At 43.0% G+C, this 17,363-nt stretch carries 15 protein-coding genes; 9 read left to right on the top strand and 6 right to left on the bottom strand.

The window, feature by feature from the left end:
- Position 1: 1 nt before the first annotated feature.
- A complete protein-coding gene (gene metK / locus K1F36_RS09765; protein WP_220113648.1) occupies positions 2 to 1,255 on the bottom strand; it encodes a methionine adenosyltransferase in 1,254 nt (417 codons plus the stop codon).
- Between the two features lie 333 nt (positions 1,256 to 1,588).
- Here metK and K1F36_RS09760 point away from each other — a divergent pair, with 333 nt between their 5' ends.
- The 4 genes from K1F36_RS09760 (at position 1,589) to K1F36_RS09745 (ending at position 4,749) form a co-directional block, all read left to right on the top strand.
- Positions 1,589 to 2,206: a deoxynucleoside kinase gene (locus tag K1F36_RS09760; protein ID WP_220113647.1), complete on the top strand. Its 618-nt coding sequence runs from the start codon at positions 1,589 to 1,591 to the stop codon at positions 2,204 to 2,206.
- Positions 2,207 to 2,401: 195 nt separating this feature from the next.
- Positions 2,402 to 2,614, top strand: a complete 213-nt coding sequence (locus K1F36_RS09755) for a hypothetical protein (protein ID WP_166246919.1) — start codon at positions 2,402 to 2,404, stop codon at positions 2,612 to 2,614.
- A gap of 27 nt (positions 2,615 to 2,641) precedes the next feature.
- Complete coding sequence (locus K1F36_RS09750; RefSeq protein ID WP_220113646.1) at positions 2,642 to 3,910, top strand: serine hydrolase domain-containing protein; 1,269 nt, start codon at positions 2,642 to 2,644, stop codon at positions 3,908 to 3,910.
- Positions 3,911 to 4,035: 125 nt separating this feature from the next.
- Entirely contained in the window at positions 4,036 to 4,749 is a 714-nt protein-coding gene (locus K1F36_RS09745) for an energy transducer TonB (RefSeq protein ID WP_220113645.1), read from the top strand.
- A 57-nt stretch (positions 4,750 to 4,806) separates the two neighbouring features.
- Here K1F36_RS09745 and K1F36_RS09740 read toward each other — a convergent pair whose 3' ends face one another.
- The 4 genes from K1F36_RS09740 to K1F36_RS09725 form a co-directional block, all read right to left on the bottom strand.
- The gene (locus tag K1F36_RS09740; RefSeq protein ID WP_220113644.1) at positions 4,807 to 7,209 is read right to left on the bottom strand and encodes a sodium-translocating pyrophosphatase; all 2,403 of its coding nucleotides are present in this window, start codon (positions 7,207 to 7,209) and stop codon (positions 4,807 to 4,809) included.
- 116 nt (positions 7,210 to 7,325) lie between these two features.
- The gene (locus K1F36_RS09735; RefSeq protein ID WP_207033749.1) at positions 7,326 to 7,853 is read right to left on the bottom strand and encodes an inorganic diphosphatase; all 528 of its coding nucleotides are present in this window, start codon (positions 7,851 to 7,853) and stop codon (positions 7,326 to 7,328) included.
- Between the two features lie 77 nt (positions 7,854 to 7,930).
- Complete coding sequence (locus K1F36_RS09730; protein WP_220113643.1) at positions 7,931 to 10,426, bottom strand: DUF5686 and carboxypeptidase-like regulatory domain-containing protein; 2,496 nt, start codon at positions 10,424 to 10,426, stop codon at positions 7,931 to 7,933.
- A gap of 162 nt (positions 10,427 to 10,588) precedes the next feature.
- Entirely contained in the window at positions 10,589 to 11,566 is a 978-nt protein-coding gene (locus K1F36_RS09725) for a pyruvate dehydrogenase complex E1 component subunit beta (protein WP_176621206.1), read from the bottom strand.
- Between the two features lie 169 nt (positions 11,567 to 11,735).
- Here K1F36_RS09725 and K1F36_RS09720 point away from each other — a divergent pair, with 169 nt between their 5' ends.
- From K1F36_RS09720 to K1F36_RS09700, 5 genes are all read left to right on the top strand, one after another.
- Positions 11,736 to 12,482: an electron transfer flavoprotein subunit beta/FixA family protein gene (locus K1F36_RS09720; RefSeq protein WP_220113642.1), complete on the top strand. Its 747-nt coding sequence runs from the start codon at positions 11,736 to 11,738 to the stop codon at positions 12,480 to 12,482.
- Between the two features lie 16 nt (positions 12,483 to 12,498).
- Positions 12,499 to 13,467 (top strand): electron transfer flavoprotein subunit alpha/FixB family protein, encoded by a 969-nt coding sequence (locus K1F36_RS09715; RefSeq protein WP_220113641.1) that lies wholly within the window; start codon positions 12,499 to 12,501, stop codon positions 13,465 to 13,467.
- 89 nt (positions 13,468 to 13,556) lie between these two features.
- Positions 13,557 to 14,186: a bifunctional nuclease family protein gene (locus tag K1F36_RS09710; protein WP_108244830.1), complete on the top strand. Its 630-nt coding sequence runs from the start codon at positions 13,557 to 13,559 to the stop codon at positions 14,184 to 14,186.
- Between the two features lie 13 nt (positions 14,187 to 14,199).
- A complete protein-coding gene (locus K1F36_RS09705; protein WP_220113640.1) occupies positions 14,200 to 15,660 on the top strand; it encodes a NupC/NupG family nucleoside CNT transporter in 1,461 nt (486 codons plus the stop codon).
- A 173-nt stretch (positions 15,661 to 15,833) separates the two neighbouring features.
- Positions 15,834 to 16,658 carry a thymidylate synthase gene (locus K1F36_RS09700; protein ID WP_220113639.1) on the top strand — a complete coding sequence of 275 codons (825 nt, stop codon included), beginning with the start codon at positions 15,834 to 15,836 and terminating at the stop codon, positions 16,656 to 16,658.
- 105 nt (positions 16,659 to 16,763) lie between these two features.
- Here the strand turns inward: K1F36_RS09700 and K1F36_RS09695 are convergent, their stop codons facing one another.
- A complete protein-coding gene (locus tag K1F36_RS09695; RefSeq protein ID WP_220113638.1) occupies positions 16,764 to 17,264 on the bottom strand; it encodes a hypothetical protein in 501 nt (166 codons plus the stop codon).
- Between the last annotated feature and the right edge of the window lie 99 nt (positions 17,265 to 17,363).

The following is a 17,363-nucleotide window of genomic DNA, read 5'->3' as shown; positions in this document are numbered from 1 at the left end:
TTTATAAACCAAAGGCCTCTTTCACCTTGTCCACCATATCCAATTTTTCCCAAGTGAAGAGTTCCACTTCTTTCTCGATTCTGCCATTATAAGGAGATTCGAATACTTTGGTTACGGTTCGGGGTTGTTTGCCCAAATGTCCATAAGCAGCAGTTTCCAAATAAATAGGGTTGCGAAGTTTTAAGCGTTCCTCGATGGCAAAGGGTCTCATATCAAAAAGTTCAGATGCCTTTTTGGCAATTTCACCATCGGTCATATTCACGTTGGAAGATTTATAGGTATCCACAAAAATAGATGTAGGCTCTACCACGCCGATGGCATAGCTTACTTGCACCAAAATCTCACCAGCAACCCCGGCAGCCACCAAATTTTTTGCCATATGGCGGGCAGCATAGGCAGCACTTCGGTCCACTTTGCTAGGATCCTTTCCACTAAAAGCACCTCCTCCGTGGGCACCTTTTCCTCCATAGGTGTCCACGATTATTTTTCTTCCTGTAAGACCGGCATCTCCATGTGGGCCACCGATCACAAATTTTCCGGTTGGATTAATGTGATACTTAATACTTTCCGTAAACAATTTTTGAATGCTCTCCGGTAATAATTTTTTCACCTCTGGAATCAAAATATGGATGATATCCTCCTTGATCTTGGCCAGCATCACCTCGTCTGCATCAAACTCGTCATGTTGCGTTGAAACTACAATGGTATCGATACGTTGTGGCACATTGTCGTCGGAGTATTCAATCGTCACCTGTGCTTTGGCATCGGGTCGCAAATATGGGATCCTGTTTCCTTCTCTCCTCAAACTAGCCAAAACCTCTAAAATCTTGTGTGAGATGTCCAATGCCAAAGGCATATAATTATCGGTCTCTGTGGTGGCATAACCGAACATCATACCTTGGTCCCCGGCACCTTGTTCTTCTTTGGTACCGCGATCTACCCCTTGGTTAATGTCCTGTGATTGTTCGTGAATCAAAGAAATCACGCCACAGGAATCACCACTAAACTTATATTCACCTTTGGTGTAGCCAATTTTATTGATGACTTCCCTAGCTATGCTCTGCAAATCCACGTAGGTATGACTCTTTACTTCACCCGCCAACACTACCTGACCCGTGGTCACCATAGTTTCGCAAGCCACTTTGCTCTCTGGGTCAAAGGCCAAAAAATTATCCAACAATGCATCACTGATCTGATCTGCAATTTTATCCGGATGACCCTCACTCACGGATTCCGATGTAAACAAATACGCCATTACTAATTTTTATATCAAGAAATTCGACAAAACTGCAAGAAGTAGTTCTTTAACCCTTTGAGAGGAGATGCCCCGACCCTATTTGGTGCGACACGAACTGCTTTAGCATTTTTAATCCCGAACAATTCAGGAAAAGAGGTTGCAATCAGTCAAATCTTTCCTCATTTTGAAGGGCAAAAGTACGTAATTGGTTGATATTTCAAAACTTTGTTTGGTGCTTTAATAGATGGGGCGTTTGAACCAGTTTTTTTTCTATAAGTGGATATACTTTGTATATTGCGATGATTTGAGATCCCCTTATCATTAAACACCAACTTAAAACAATCACATCCCATGCATATTGCTGTAGCAGGAAATATTGGCGCTGGAAAAACAACTTTGACAAACTTACTTGCAAAACATTATAAATGGGAGGCCCATTTTGAAGATGTAGTGGACAACCCTTATCTCGACGATTTCTACACCCAGATGGAACGATGGAGCTTCAACCTTCAAATTTACTTTTTGAACAGTAGGTACCGTCAAATTTTAAAGATCAGGGAGAGTGGAAAAAGTGTGATCCAGGATAGGACCATTTATGAAGACGCACACATATTTGCCCCTAACCTGCACGCTATGGGACTAATGACCAACCGGGATTATGAAAATTACAAGGGTCTTTTTGAGTTGATGGAATCCCTGGTGCAACCACCGGACCTAATGATATACCTACGTAGTTCCATTCCCAATTTGGTGAATCAAATCCATAAGCGCGGGCGGGATTATGAAAATTCCATTTCCATTGATTACCTCAGCCGTTTGAACGAACGCTATGAGGCTTGGGTGAACACCTACGCAAAAGGCAAACTGCTTATTTTTGATGTGGACAACCTCGATTTTGTGGACAAACCAGAGGATTTGGGGGAGGTCATCAACCGTATCGATGGGGAGATTCATGGGCTGTTTGAATAAAACAGAACGTTATATTTGTTTTGATCAAGAGTTTAGAAGATTGAAACTCAAAATTGAATTGTTTCCGTTTTTTTAAGTTCATCAAGTATTTTCCCAAAAGATTTGGTGTATTTTGCTTGATTTATACTCTTTTTACATGGATTGGACCAATATCCATTCCAAAAAGACAATAAACAATAAAGAAAACCTGATACCATGAACTCAGATATTTTAAAACTTTACAAGCAATTGGAAAGTATGGAACAGACCAAGGAGGTTATCCAATTGCAAAATCAAATCAAGGAAACCCTTTACCAAAATCTACGGACCCACTTTTTGGAGTATGTAAGTATTGGCCGCATTATCGGTTATGATGAATTACAAGAGGAGTTAAAAAAGGCATTGGAACTTCTGGAACTTCAGAAATAATAAAAGAAACATATTGCTCAACCCATCATGAAAACTGCATTTCCTTTGAGATTTTCCACTTTCCTTTTATACTTCTTTATACAATTTACAGTAAGCGCTCAACAGCTCGGCAAAGTCTCTCCTGAGGAAGTTGGCATGTCCTCCGAGCGACTGGAAAGATTGTCACAAACGTTTCAGGACTATATTGATGAAGGGAAATTGCCCGGTGCTACAATTCTTGTAGCCCGAAAAGGAAAGATTGCTTATTTGAAGTCATTTGGGAAGAACGATATCGAAACCAATGTTCCAATGAGCGAAGGCTCCATTTTTAGGATTGCATCCCAAACCAAGGCCATTGTAAGCGTCGGGGTTATGATACTTCAAGAACAGGGCAAGCTGTTGATTACGGACCCTGTTGAAAAATATATGCCTGCCTTTATGAAAACTAAGGTTGCCGTTGAAAAAGAAGACGGTTCTTACGACATTGTCGACGCTGAAAGGCCCATCACCATTCGCGACTTGCTCACCCACACCTCTGGGGTTTCGTATGGATATGGGATTGCCGGTGATTTATGGAAAGAAGCCAACATCCAAGGGTGGTATTTTGCAGATCGGGATGAACCCATTCAAGCAACGGTCAATCGAATGGCAGAATTACCCTTTGAGGCACAACCCAGAAAACAGTTTGTTTACGGTTACAACACCGATATCCTTGGTGCTTTGATTGAAGTGGTTTCCGGTGAAAGCCTGGATGTTTACCTACAAAGGAATATTCTTGAACCCTTGGGTATGGACGACACCCATTTCTACCTTCCTTTGGTTAAAAAAGAACGTTTGGCCACCGTTTATTCCGCAACGGAAAACGGATTGGAGCGCGCCCCCAATCCTGGAGGCATGGTTGGTCAAGGTGCCTATGTAGAGGGACCTCGCAAAAGCTTTTCAGGAGGCGCGGGCTTTTTGAGCACAGCCATGGACTATACCAAGTTTTTACAAATGATGCTCAACAAAGGTGAATTTAACGGCAAGCGTATCATTTCGCCAAAAACGGTAGAATTGATGACCACCAACCACCTCCCATTTCCGCTCGGGGAAGGCACAGGTTTTGGATTGGGCTTTTCCACTGTCGAAGATTTGGGCCTACGGGGAGAATTGGGTTCCGAAGGTGAGTTTGCATGGGGCGGCGCATACCATTCCACCTACTGGGTAGATCCGAAAGAAGAAATGACCGTTGTTTATTTCACACAATTGATTCCCGCCAACGACCTTGACGATCACGGAAAACTACGTGCATTGGTCTACCAAGCTATCATCGACTAGAATTTTATACACATTTCCCTCAACCAAATAGCCCGTTCACTCATTGGCGTTTTATTTCGGTCCATTTTCAAAGTAGCTTACCATAGCTATTAACTACGCCTGTACAGGCCAAAAATTTGAAAATTATGGAACCGAAAAAAAATCCACAACTTGATTTGAGACGAAACAGCCTTCTCTACTTTTTTGTAGGAATGACGCTCGTACTTTTGATGGCCTATTTGGCGTTGGAATGGAAAACCTATTACAAAGCTGATTCCTGGGATGTTAGCCAAAACGTTGATGAAGATTTGACCGAGAACGCCACCATTGTAAAAATAAAACTACCAGACCCTCCCAAACCCGAAATCCAGACCCCTCCAAAAATTGAAATTGCGGAAGATGATGAAAAGGTTGAGGAAACCGTTATCAAATCGGACGAAGTCAATCAGGAAACGGAAATTGCCAAGGTTGAAGATGTTGTTGTAGCCGAGGATGAAATTCCCGAAGAAATCCCTTTTGTTCTTATTGAAAACGCCCCTGTTTTTCCCGGTTGCGAGAATGAAAAAACAGAAAAGGACAAACGAGCATGTTTTCAGTCCCAAATGCTAAAGCACATTCAAAAAAATTTCCGTTACCCGGAAATGGCACAGGAAATGGGTCTTGAAGGACGGGTTAGCGTTATGTTTACCGTACAAACAGATGGTAGCATCGGAAATGTTAGACTAAGGGGACCACATGAAAGTCTGGAGTCCGAAGCGGCCCGAATCATCTCCAAGTTACCAAGGTTGATTCCAGGAAAACAGCGTGGCACTGCAGTTAAGGTACCCTACTCCATTCCAATAACGTTTAAGTTGAATTAATAAAAAAACCACGCCGTTTGGCGTGGTTTTTCCAGCTTCATTATTGTAAAGCGAGAGCTAATTCTTTGCCTCAGCACTCTTATATTCTTGTATTTTTTTCTCCAATTCCTCTTTCGAATCGGCCATCAGTTCTTTCGTTTCTTCAACAACTTCTCCGTTTTCGTTCGTACTTGATGTAACAACGGCCTTATATCCACCATCCGTAGTATTGCTGATTTCTACACGGATTTCTTTTGCAATCGCTCTGGTTTCTTTCATCCCCTCTTCGGTAATGGTGATCATGGTACCATCCTCTTTTGTAATGCCAACCCCATCAGTAGGAGAAAGACTTACCAAACTGGGAGCAATTACCAAAGCAACTACGGACATCAATTTAAGCAAAATATTTAAAGAAGGACCGGAAGTATCCTTAAAAGGATCACCTACGGTATCACCTACCACTGCGGCTTTATGTGCATCACTACCTTTACGGCCTTCACTTTCGATGGTCTTTTTGGCATTATCCCATGCACCACCAGCGTTAGATTGGAATATGGCCATAAGCACACCTGCTGTGGTCACTCCTGCCAAAAGTCCGCCCAACATCTCAGCACCGCCTATAAAACCAATGGCCACAGGAACGGCAATGGCCAACAATCCCGGCAATACCATTTCTTTTATGGAAGCCTGTGTTGAAATGGCCACACATTTTTCATATTCTGCCAAACCATCGGCAGCATCAAATATCTTTCTGTCCTCGACAGTTGCTTTCGAAATATCGGAATCATATTTTCGCATCACCTCCAAGGCCGCTTTCAACTGTGGAATATCCCTGAACTGTCGACGCACCTCTTCGATCATGGCCATGGCAGCCCTACCTACGGCGTTCATGGATAGTGCGGAAAATACAAATGGCAACATACCTCCGAGCAGGAGTCCGGCCATAATATCGGGTTGGGATACATCAATCGATGTAACTCCGGCCGTCTTCATAAAGGCTGCAAAAAGCGCCAATGCGGTCAATGCTGCGGACGCAATAGCAAACCCTTTACCAATTGCTGCGGTAGTGTTTCCTACAGCATCCAATTTGTCCGTTCTTTCACGAACTTCACTAGGAAGTTCCGCCATTTCGGCGATACCACCTGCGTTATCCGAAATAGGTCCGTAGGCATCAACAGCCAATTGGATACCTGTATTGGCCAACATTCCCACAGCGGCGATTGCAATTCCGTACAATCCTGCAAAATGATGGGAAACCAATATGGCCGCTGCAATCAATATAATTGGAATGGCTGTGGACATCATTCCTACTCCAAGACCGGCAATGATATTGGTTGCCGCTCCAGTTTCTGACTGTCGCACTATGGAATTCACCGGCTTTGTTCCGGTTCCTGTGTAATATTCTGTTACTTTACCAACCAATAATCCGGCCACAAGACCAGCAATAGTTGCCCAGAATACTCCCATTGAAGTAAATTCCTTTCCACCTTCGATCCATGACTCAGGCAACATTCCTGTAATTATAAAGTAGGAAGCGATCAACATCAAACCTGCTGATCCAAATTCACCAATATTCAAGGCAGTCTGTGGATTTCCACCATCCTTTACCCTTACAAAAAAAGTGCCTATAATGGACATCACAATTCCGACTGCTGCCAATGCCAACGGCAAGTAAACGGCTCCAAGGCCATCGAACGCATTTTGGAATTCGGGCAACCCGGCAAACACGGCGCCCAATACCATTGTACCAATAATAGAACCTACGTAAGATTCAAAAAGGTCAGCTCCCATACCGGCAACGTCCCCAACATTATCGCCAACATTGTCGGCAATGGTTGCAGGGTTCAGCGGGTGGTCTTCGGGAATCCCCGCTTCGACCTTTCCGACCAAATCGGCACCAACATCGGCCGCCTTGGTGTAGATACCTCCACCCACACGGGCAAACAATGCTATGGATGAAGCCCCTAGCGAGAAACCGGAGAGTACGTTCAACACTTCGGCGATTTCCCAACCTTGACCACTGTAGATCATGAAGAGTCCGCTCAGCCCCAACACTCCTAGACCAACTACACCGAGGCCCATGACTGCCCCACCGGCAAAGGCTACTTCGAGCGCTTTGCCCAATGATGTTCTTGCTGCATTGGTTGTACGCACATTGGCTTTAGTAGCAACCTTCATTCCAATAAACCCAGCTAGGGCGGAACAGATGGCCCCCACAATAAAGGAAACGGCCACCATACCATTGGAACCAGCTTCGTTACTTCCTTTAAAGAAGAGCAGCACGGCCACACAAACCACGAAGATGCCTAATATTTTATACTCGGCTTTTAAAAAGGACATTGCCCCATCGGCAATATTCTTGGCTATTCTTGCCATCTTTTCGGTACCGACCTCTTGTTTGGAAATCCACATGTTCTTGATAAATACATAAAGAAGGCCCAAGACACCAAATACTGGCAAAAATTTTACGATTAAATCCATAGGTTAGATAGTTTAGAATTTTTTAATGCCAGCTAATGTAGTAAAATACGAAGTAATAAAAAAAATGCGCCTTTAATTATTAAAAGCGCATTTTTTTAAAGTTATATTTATGTAATCTATATGGTATAAGCCCTTCTTTTTTTGTGGTCGCTATCTTCATAGCGTTGAACACACTCATGGTAAATTTGTATGGCCTCATTTACATCTCCCCAACCGCCTGTGTCTACTTTCTTCTCTTCCAAATCTTTATATACTTGAAAGAAATGTTCGATCTCTTTTAATCGATGGGGATTCAATTCGCTGATATCGTCCCTTTTACTCCAGATAGGGTCAGAAACAGGAACACAGATGATTTTTTCATCCGGTCCTTTTTCATCGGTCATATGGAAAACCCCAACAGGTTTTACTTCTACAACGACCATGGGATATGTGGGTTCGGTACAAAGAACCAAAACGTCCAATGGGTCCCCGTCCAAGGCCAAGGTCTCCGGAATGAAACCATAGTCTCCAGGATACATCATTGAAGAAAAAAGGGTTCTGTCGAATCGAATTTTGTTGAGGGTGAAGTCGTATTCGTACTTGTTCCTGCTACCTTTTGGAATTTCTACAAGTACATCGAAGGTAATACGTGGTTTTTTAGACATGTTAGTGATATAATTTATGCTGCAAAAATAACCAGTATTACTGGAATAGACCACATAAATCACAGGTTTCCTTTGAATTAAAAATTAAACCCGAAGGTACCTGTAATCCCAAAAGCACGTGCATCTGGATTTTCGAGGTAATTGCCACGGAAGTTGAAATCTATCCGAAGTATTTTAAAAATGTTGCCCACACCTAAAGAATATTCCCAATACACCTGATCCTCCGGTGCCATTAAAGGAATGTTGGTAGGCGCGCTAAGTGCAATATTCTCTTCGGATAATTGTCCCCAAGCTCCTCTCACCCCCACTATCTCCCTTAGATTCAGCTTTCGCAACAATGGAATTCTTGAAAACAAACGACCGTTGAAGTTGTGTTCCAGATGCACAGTGGCGTACGTATCGGTCACAAATTCGTAGAAATCCAGATTGGGAAATACATTATAAAGTGAAAAAAGGGTCTGGTTACCGGGAATCACACTCAAGAGCCCCAGCGGCACTGCCCCAAAGGTCTTCCCTAGTTCCACAGTACTTGTTAACCTACCAAAACCACCTATTTGCCATGGTTGCTGATAGGAAAATTGGATTTTCTCGTAATCAAAATCACTTTCCAGAAAACCATCCAGCCCTTTGGTATATTTTAATACAAGTGTGCTATAATCATCATTGATGTTAGATCGTTCCACGCCATAACCAATAGTCCGTTTACCAGGGGTATAGATCAATGTGGTAGTAAGGTCGAACTGTTTTATTTCCGATGAAATTCCTGAAAGTGAGTTTGGATCTACATAATCCAGGCTAAAAGCATCTGGCAATGCCGAACTAAGGGTTCTGAACGAGCCACCAACATCAATTCTAAAATTCTTTACAGGTTCCATTTCCACGTTCAATGTGGAAAGATTGATATTGGTCAAGCGATCGTTGGAACCTACGGTTACCAAGGATGAAGAGGCAATACTCCTGCCCATTACATCGTTGGTACTCGTTAAACTGAGTCCTAATTGCTCTATGTCCCGTCTATTTCCTCCTGAAATGATCAAACGGTTCTTTCGATCCAACAAAAACTTTCCTGAAAATCCGTGCTTGAATTTTTTATCGTTGAAGCCATAGGCCATATAACCTTCCAATCGCCAAAGATCATTCTGGCCAAAATAGGTCCGGGCACCGCCTCTTAGACGAATCCCTTCGGCATCATTATAGCCAAAAGTGCTATAGATATCCCCGATGTCGATATTCCATTTATCGATTTCGACGTAACCTGACCCTAGAATACTGACAATATCGTAATAGGTTCGGAACTTGGGCACTGTTTTTAAAGTATCCAGCAGTTTGAAGATTCCGGATTCGTCTTCGTTCAAACGTTCCAAACGGGCATTTTCCCAGAAAATACTATCCTGAGAGAACACCCGTGGGTCGTATGGGTCGGAAACGGCCTTGTAAAAATCTTCGGGTCTTGGATTGTTAAAGTTGTAGTTATCAAAAACGGTAGTACGTTTTCCGTAGACACCGCGAGATTCCTCTTTTTTGGAAAAACTAAAATCGCTCAGCATATAATCCCGTTTCAAGAGAAAAACAGAATCGTTGACCACCTCAAAATCCTGTTCAATATAAATCTCCTTCACCCAGTTAATGTTAGCGCTTTTGGTAACCTGCAAGTTGATTTTTTTGATAGCGAAAGTGGTATCGTTTACCCAAAAATCACCTTTAAAGGTTAGTTCGTTCTTGCGACGTGGGTAATAAATAATATTGTAGCACCACTTATCATCAATATAGGTACTGTCGGACAGCACATAGTTATAGACATCTATCCCCGTTTTGGACAACGGACTGGTAAAGCTCTTATCAAAAAACTTGAGGTAATTATTGTAGATATCGTAATCGGAATAGAGGTCTTCCACGAAGGCTGTTATCGCCTGATTACCGCTAAAACCTGAGTTTTTGTTGCCGAGTACATCTTCTTTCTCCCTATCGAGCACATTGTCGCCATATACTTTGGAAAAAGATTCGCTCAAGAACATGGGCAGATAGGTTTTTCCTGTGATTCGAGACGTATCCAGGTCTTCGAACATAAATTCGAGCCCTTTGAATAGTTTGCTTTTGATCAAAGCGCTATCGATAGTGTTCAGATCAAACTCGATTTTCTCATATTTATCATATTGGTACTGCTTGAATTTACGCACCCCGTTCTCCCGCTTCTTCGCCCAAATCTTGCGTAAAATATCTATGGCCGGATTGTTCTTTTTGGATTGCTTTCCAGTGTACACCACCACTTCCTGAAGCTGTTCAGCAGATTCGGTCAGCACGATTTCCATATTGTAGTTCACCTTTTGCCCCAACGGAATTTCCTTGGTCTCATAACCGATAAAGGACACTTTGATGGCATCATAGGTCTCATCGGATTCCATATAAAACCTACCGTTGTCGTTGGTAATGGTTCCCTCAGAAGAGTTTACAAAAATGATGTTGGCAAAGGCAATCGGCATTCCCGTGTCATCGGAAACTATCCCTTCTATTTTGGTCTGCGCACTGACACAAACTGTAAAAATCAGGAAAAAAACAGAAAAGAATCTTTTCATAGGCAAGTATGTGGGACATTGTGGAACAGCACAACTGCTAGTTCCCATTTAACTCAGGTCAAATTTGGTTCAAAGTAATTTCTAATCAAAAAAATGTTCCCTAAATAATATAGCCCCGTCAATAAAATTGACGGGGCTAATATACCTTAAAATATGTTTCTATTACTTATATAACACTTTCTTAACAGCTTTAATGACATCTTCGTGGTTTGGTAACCACTCCGCCAAAAGTACCGGAGAGTATGGTGCAGGGGTATCTGCTGTGTTCAATTTCACGATAGGTGCATCCAAATAGTCGAAAGCTTTATCCTGTACGTGATAGATAATTTCAGTGGCCACGTTACCAAAAGGCCAAGCTTCTTCCAAGATTACCATCCTATTGGTTTTCTTTACCGAAGTAAGAATAGCATCATGATCCATGGGACGAACCGTTCTCAAATCAATGATTTCACAGCTGATGCCCTCTTTTTCCAATTCATCCGCCGCCTTATAGGCTTCTTTAATGATTTTTCCAAAGGAAACTATGGTCACATCGGTACCTTCTCTTTTGATATCCGCAACACCCAATGGAATGGTGTACTCTCCTTCGGGCACCTCACCCTTGTCACCGTACATTTGCTCTGATTCCATAAAAATTACAGGGTCATCATCACGGATTGCGGATTTCAACAAACCTTTGGCATCCGCAGGGTTCGATGGAACCACTACCTTGAGTCCCGGAGTGTTTGCAAACCAGCTTTCAAAAGCTTGGGAGTGCGTTGCGGCCAACTGTCCCGCAGAAGCCGTAGGACCTCTAAATACGATAGGACAATTGAACTGCCCACCGGACATCTGACGGATCTTGGCAGCGTTGTTTATAATTTGGTCAATTCCCACCAAGGAGAAGTTGAATGTCATAAATTCTATAATGGGCCTATTGCCGTTCATTGCAGAACCAACACCGATACCGGCAAAACCAAGTTCTGAAATCGGGGTATCCAATACACGCTCCGGTCCGAACTCATCCAACATGCCTTTGGAGGCCTTGTAAGCACCGTTATACTCGGCCACCTCCTCGCCCATCAAATAAATGGTATCATCTCTTCGCATTTCTTCGGACATAGCCTCGGCTATTGCCTCCCTAAACTGTAATGTTTTCATTGAATCGTACTAAATATTTATAGTCTGCTTAAAAACGCAAGCAAAAATAGCAAAAACTACCCGAAACTCGCCTGACCAAAATCCAAAAAAAAGAACAAAATTTATTATGCATGCATAATAAATTTCGGATTTTTATAATTATATTTGAGCAGATAAACCTAAAGTATATATGAAGATTTTAGTTTGCATTAGCAATGTACCTGATACTACTTCCAAAATCAATTTTACGGAAGGTGATACCAAGTTTGACACAAACGGGGTTCAATTTGTTATTAATCCTAATGATGAGTTTGGCCTCACACGTGCCATGTGGTTCAAGGAAAAGCAAGGTGCCACGGTCCATGTAGTGAACGTGGGCGGTGCCCAAACCGAGCCCACCATTAGAAAAGCCCTGGCCATTGGTGCCGATGAGGCCATTCGAGTGGATGCAGAGCCAAAAGATGGTTTTTTTGTAGCCCAACAGTTGGCCGAAGTGGTCAAAAATGGGGAATACGACCTGATCATCGCAGGTAGGGAATCCATCGACTACAATGGTGGTATGGTTCCCGGAATACTCGCCACCTTGTTGGATATGAACTTTGTGAACACCTGTATCAGCCTCGAAATCGATGGTGATACCGCAACAGCAGTTCGTGAAATCGATGGTGGAAAAGAAAAAATCAGCACTTCGCTTCCACTGGTGATCGGTGGACAAAAAGGGTTGGTAGAGGAAAGCGACCTTCGTATCCCGAACATGAGAGGTATTATGATGGCCCGTAAAAAAGCATTTAATGTGGTAGAACCCGTTGATGCTTCACAACCCACACAGGACCAAAAATTTGAAAAGCCCGCCGCCAAAGGACCCGTTAAATTGGTCGATGCCGGCAACGTGGGAGAATTAGTGGAACTACTGCACAACGAAGCAAAAGTTATCTAAACAAGAGAAAAAGATTATGTCAGTATTAGTATATACAGAATCCCTAAAGGGAAAATTCAAAAAAAATGCCTTCGAAGCAGCCTCTTACGCACATAAAGTGGCCCAGGACTTAGGCACAACCGTAACCGCGGTCTCTTTTAATGCCGAGGACGATGCCTCATTGGGGACCTACGGGGTTTCCAAAGTCCTGAAGGTATCGGATGACTCCTTAAAAACATTTAATGCCAAGGCCTATGCCGATGTATTGGAGCAAGCTGCAAAAACGGAAGATGCCAAAGTGATCATATTGAGTTCCAGCGCAGACAGTAAATATTTGGCCCCGATTTTATCGGCTAAATTATCTGCTGGATATACACCCAATGTGGTAGCTGCCCCTGAAAGCACTTCACCATTTATGGTTAAAAGGACTGCTTTCAGTAACAAAGGGTTCGCTATGACCGAGATTTCGTCGGATGTAAAGATTATAGGGGTTTCCAGCAACGCATTTGGTGTTACTGAAAACAATGTATCTGCTTCGGTGGAAGATTTTGGCCCATCATTGAGCGATAACGCATTTTCCGTTAAATCGGTGGATGTAGATCGTGTGGTCGGAAAAGCCACTATCGCCGATGCCGATATCGTCGTATCTGGCGGTCGAGGACTAAAAGGACCAGAGAATTGGAGCATGGTAGAAGAATTGGCCGACGTTTTGGGTGCGGCGACCGCATGTTCCAAACCTGTTTCGGATATGGGATGGCGCCCCCATAGCGAGCACGTTGGTCAAACCGGTAAGCCCGTGGCCAGTAATCTTTATATAGCCATCGGAATTTCGGGAGCCATTCAACATTTGGCAGGTATCAACGCCTCCAAAGTAAAAGTGGTCATCAATAACGACCCGGAAGCACCTTTCTTTAAGGCTGCAGATTACGGAATAGTCGGGGATGCCTTCGAGGTAGTGCCCGAACTCATCGAAAAATTAAAAGAATTTAAAGCCCAAAACACTTAAATTTTGTTAATTTGCCCATTGCAAGGGGCTGTTCAGATAACTGGTAAAGCCACTTATTTGGACGGCCCCTTTGCTTTAGGAGGAGATATATGAGTTTAGTACGATTAAAAATAAAGGGGATATCATACAGCCAAACACAAAATGGCGCGTACGCCCTTATTTTAAATGAAGAGGAGGGAGACCGTAAACTTCCCATTGTTATAGGCGCATTTGAAGCACAGTCCATTGCCATTGCTTTGGAAAAAGAGATAAAACCGCCCAGACCTTTGACCCACGACCTGTTCAAGAATTTTGCGGACAGGTTCAAAATCGTGGTCAAGCAGGTGATCATCCATAAACTGGTGGACGGCGTTTTCTATTCCAGCATTATCTGTGAGCGCGATAACGATGAGGAAATCATCGATGCCCGCACCAGTGATGCGATTGCACTTGCACTGCGGTTTAACGCCCCCATTTTTACGTACAAGACCATTTTGGACAAAGCCGGTATTTTCCTAAAATTTTCTTCCAAAGAGAAAGAAGAGGACGAGGACGACAGCATTATGGTCGATGAAATCCTTCAAGAAGGAGAGGCCGTGGAGCTGGAATCGGGTTCCGATACCCACGGATACAGAGAAATGTCCCTACAAGAACTTCATAAAGAATTGGACAATGCAGTGGCCAGCGAAGACTACGAAAAGGCCGCAAAATTGAGGGATGAAATTTCCAAGCGCAAATAAACGACCAACATACATGGCGAAAAAGACCCAAAGTTTACTGATACTTTTACTCCTTTGTTCGGTCGCTTTCGGCCAAAATTCATTGCCCGCAGATTCCCTTAATGTAGCCATTGGCTCCACCATTACGGAGAACATTGCCGTACAGCAAACCGCTGAAATTATTCCCAATCAAGGTTTTACCATCACCACATTGCTTCGTGGAGCACTGGGAATGGCCGTACTTATATTGATATCATTTTTGTTCAGTTCCAATAGAAAAGCTATCAACTGGAAAACCGTCGGAATAGGACTTTCCCTGCAAGTGTTGATAGCCATTGGCGTACTCAAAGTCCCCTTTGTACAATATATTTTTGAACAGGTCGGAAGCATTTTTGTCAGCATCTTGGACTTTACCCGTGCCGGAAGCCAGTTCCTGTTCGAAGGGTTGGTGGTGGACATGGACACTTTTGGGTACATATTTGCCTTCCAAGTATTGCCCACCATTATATTTTTCTCGGCTTTGACTTCGGTCTTATATTATTTGGGAGTGATTCAGGTGGTGGTAAAATGGATGGCATGGTTACTGTCTAAAAGTTTGGGCATCTCGGGAGCGGAAAGCCTTTCCGTAGCGGGCAACATATTTTTGGGACAGACCGAGGCACCTTTGCTCATCAAGGCCTATTTGGAAAAAATGAACAAATCCGAAATCCTTCTGGTGATGATCGGCGGCATGGCCACGGTTGCGGGAGCTGTTCTTGCGGCCTATATAGGATTTTTGGGCGGTGACGACCCCGAACTTCGTTTGGTATTTGCCAAGCACCTTTTGGCAGCATCCGTAATGGCCGCACCGGGTGCCATTGTTATTTCAAAAATATTGTATCCACAGACCGAGAAGGTCAACACAGATGTAGAGGTGTCTTCCGAAAAAATCGGTGCCAATATTCTGGATGCCATTGCCAATGGAACCACCGAAGGTCTTAAACTCGCTTTGAACGTTGGGGCCATGTTGTTGGTTTTTGTGGCCTTTATTGCCATGATCAACGGAATCTTGGGCTGGGTCGGAGATCTTACCACTTTCAATAATTGGATAGCCGCCAACTCCCCGTACACCGAATTTTCCTTGGAAGCCATTCTAGGAACCATATTCGCCCCGCTTATGTGGTTGATAGGTGTTGCCAATGAAGACATTATGCTCATGGGACAGCTGCTCGGCATTAAATTGGCCGCAAGCGAATTTGTAGGGTATATTCAATTGGCTGACCTTAAGAATGTAGCAAGCGGTGTGCATTTTACTTACAATAAATCCGTGATTATGGCCACGTACATGCTCTGTGGTTTTGCCAACTTCGCTTCCATCGGTATTCAGATTGGTGGTATAGGGTCATTGGCGCCCGGTCAACGTAAAGTACTTTCCTCTTTTGGAATGAAGGCCGTTTTGGGCGGGTCATTGGCATCACTGCTGTCGGCTACCATTGCTGGGATGATTTTAGGGTAACACTTCAACGTTAATAAAGTTTTTATAAGTCTTTCCATTTTCTATTTCAAAAATTTGATTATTGAAGTAATTTCGATGGATTGATTTTTCGTCATATCGAGCGCAGTCGAGATATTCTTGGATTTCTCCTCATTTGATTCGTTCGAAATAACATTAGTAACGGAACAGGCAGTATGAAACAGTACCACGACCTTCTAAAACACGTATTGGAGCACGGAAACCAAAAAGGGGACCGTACAGGAACAGGAACCTTGAGCGTTTTTGGCTATCAGATGCGGTTCGACCTCTCCGAGGGCTTTCCCATGGTGACCACTAAAAAATTGCACCTCAAATCCATTGTCCACGAGTTGTTGTGGTTTTTAAAAGGGGACACCAATGTAGCCTATCTGCAAGAGAACGGCGTGCGTATCTGGAACGAGTGGGCCGATGAAAACGGCGACCTAGGTCCTGTCTACGGGCACCAGTGGCGCAATTGGAACAGCGAGGAAATCGACCAGATCAAGGAAGTGGTAGAGACTTTGAAAAACAATCCCAATAGCCGCAGGATGCTGGTTTCCGCTTGGAATCCCAGTGTAATGCCGGACACTTCGGTGTCTTTTTCGGAAAATGTGGCCAACGGTAAGGCCGCCCTCCCACCCTGCCATGCTTTTTTCCAGTTTTATGTGGCGGATGGTAAACTCTCTTGCCAATTGTACCAACGTAGTGCGGACATTTTTTTAGGGGTACCTTTTAACATTGCGTCTTACGCCCTGTTTACTATGATGATGGCACAAGTTTGTGGCTACCAACCTGGCGATTTTATACACACCTTTGGTGATGCCCATATTTATAACAACCACATGGAGCAGGTGGAACTGCAATTGAGCCGTGACCCGCGCCCCTTGCCCACCATGAAACTAAACCCCGAAGTAAAGGATATTTTTGACTTTAGCTTTGATGATTTTGAGCTCTTGAATTATGACCCACATCCGCATATTAAGGGCGTGGTCGCGGTGTAAAATTTATATTTTAACGACTTTGAATTACTTATCAACAAAACAATGATGGCAAAGAAGAAACCTGTAAAACCCAAAGTTACCGCTCGCCCAAAAACTACTTCTAGTTTAGTAGCACTTAAAGAACAAAAAGGAGTAGACAAAAAGAAAAACAAGAATAAAGGTTAACAATATTCTAAAAGACCAAATATATCTAGTTGACATTTTTGAGACTAAAACCTTATTAAGTTCTATTGATTTCTGATAACTTTCTATTTGGACCACAAGTAATTCTTTTTCTAATTCTTGATCTTTGAAGTAGTCAAAATAAGACACCAAAACATCGGAAGGACTGGAACCTTTAATTTCAATTACCGTTGGCGATATATTCTTCAGCAAGAATAATGCTGAAAGTACGCATCCGGTTAAAAGAATCAAATAAACATATTTTGAGTCCACAATTTCCAAGTATGAAAAGGAAGCTATCGACATGTAAAAACCAAATAGGAAAAATGAACGATTTGAATTTGACCTTACCGCATCAATTACATCGGTAAGATGTTTGTCTGCTTCACTAAAAATAAAGCTTAATGACTCTTTGGTATGATGCTCTGCTTTTATATGCTCCATATTTGTAAATTTAGATAATTGTATTAGTAAAATCATAAATTCTTACGAAACTCATTATCCCCAGCTAGCGCGATACTCTTGGCTCGTGAATACTAAACT

Source organism: Flagellimonas abyssi, assembly GCF_019457905.1.
GTDB classification, from domain to species: domain Bacteria; phylum Bacteroidota; class Bacteroidia; order Flavobacteriales; family Flavobacteriaceae; genus Flagellimonas; species Flagellimonas abyssi.
Note: the sequence above shows the minus strand (reverse complement) of the source record. Positions and strands in the feature narration are given on the sequence as shown.

Bases quoted from the DNA above. Each gene is read 5' to 3' on its own strand.
- metK (WP_220113648.1), bottom strand. From the start codon at position 1,255: ATGGCGTATTTGTTTACATCGGAATCCGTGAGTGAGGGTCATCCGGAT.
- K1F36_RS09760 (WP_220113647.1), top strand. From the start codon at position 1,589: ATGCATATTGCTGTAGCAGGAAATATTGGCGCTGGAAAAACAACTTTG.
- K1F36_RS09755 (WP_166246919.1), top strand. From the start codon at position 2,402: ATGAACTCAGATATTTTAAAACTTTACAAGCAATTGGAAAGTATGGAA.
- K1F36_RS09750 (WP_220113646.1), top strand. From the start codon at position 2,642: ATGAAAACTGCATTTCCTTTGAGATTTTCCACTTTCCTTTTATACTTC.
- K1F36_RS09745 (WP_220113645.1), top strand. From the start codon at position 4,036: ATGGAACCGAAAAAAAATCCACAACTTGATTTGAGACGAAACAGCCTT.
- K1F36_RS09740 (WP_220113644.1), bottom strand. From the start codon at position 7,209: ATGGATTTAATCGTAAAATTTTTGCCAGTATTTGGTGTCTTGGGCCTT.
- K1F36_RS09735 (WP_207033749.1), bottom strand. From the start codon at position 7,853: ATGTCTAAAAAACCACGTATTACCTTCGATGTACTTGTAGAAATTCCA.
- K1F36_RS09730 (WP_220113643.1), bottom strand. From the start codon at position 10,426: ATGAAAAGATTCTTTTCTGTTTTTTTCCTGATTTTTACAGTTTGTGTC.
- K1F36_RS09725 (WP_176621206.1), bottom strand. From the start codon at position 11,566: ATGAAAACATTACAGTTTAGGGAGGCAATAGCCGAGGCTATGTCCGAA.
- K1F36_RS09720 (WP_220113642.1), top strand. From the start codon at position 11,736: ATGAAGATTTTAGTTTGCATTAGCAATGTACCTGATACTACTTCCAAA.
- K1F36_RS09715 (WP_220113641.1), top strand. From the start codon at position 12,499: ATGTCAGTATTAGTATATACAGAATCCCTAAAGGGAAAATTCAAAAAA.
- K1F36_RS09710 (WP_108244830.1), top strand. From the start codon at position 13,557: ATGAGTTTAGTACGATTAAAAATAAAGGGGATATCATACAGCCAAACA.
- K1F36_RS09705 (WP_220113640.1), top strand. From the start codon at position 14,200: ATGGCGAAAAAGACCCAAAGTTTACTGATACTTTTACTCCTTTGTTCG.
- K1F36_RS09700 (WP_220113639.1), top strand. From the start codon at position 15,834: ATGAAACAGTACCACGACCTTCTAAAACACGTATTGGAGCACGGAAAC.
- K1F36_RS09695 (WP_220113638.1), bottom strand. From the start codon at position 17,264: ATGGAGCATATAAAAGCAGAGCATCATACCAAAGAGTCATTAAGCTTT.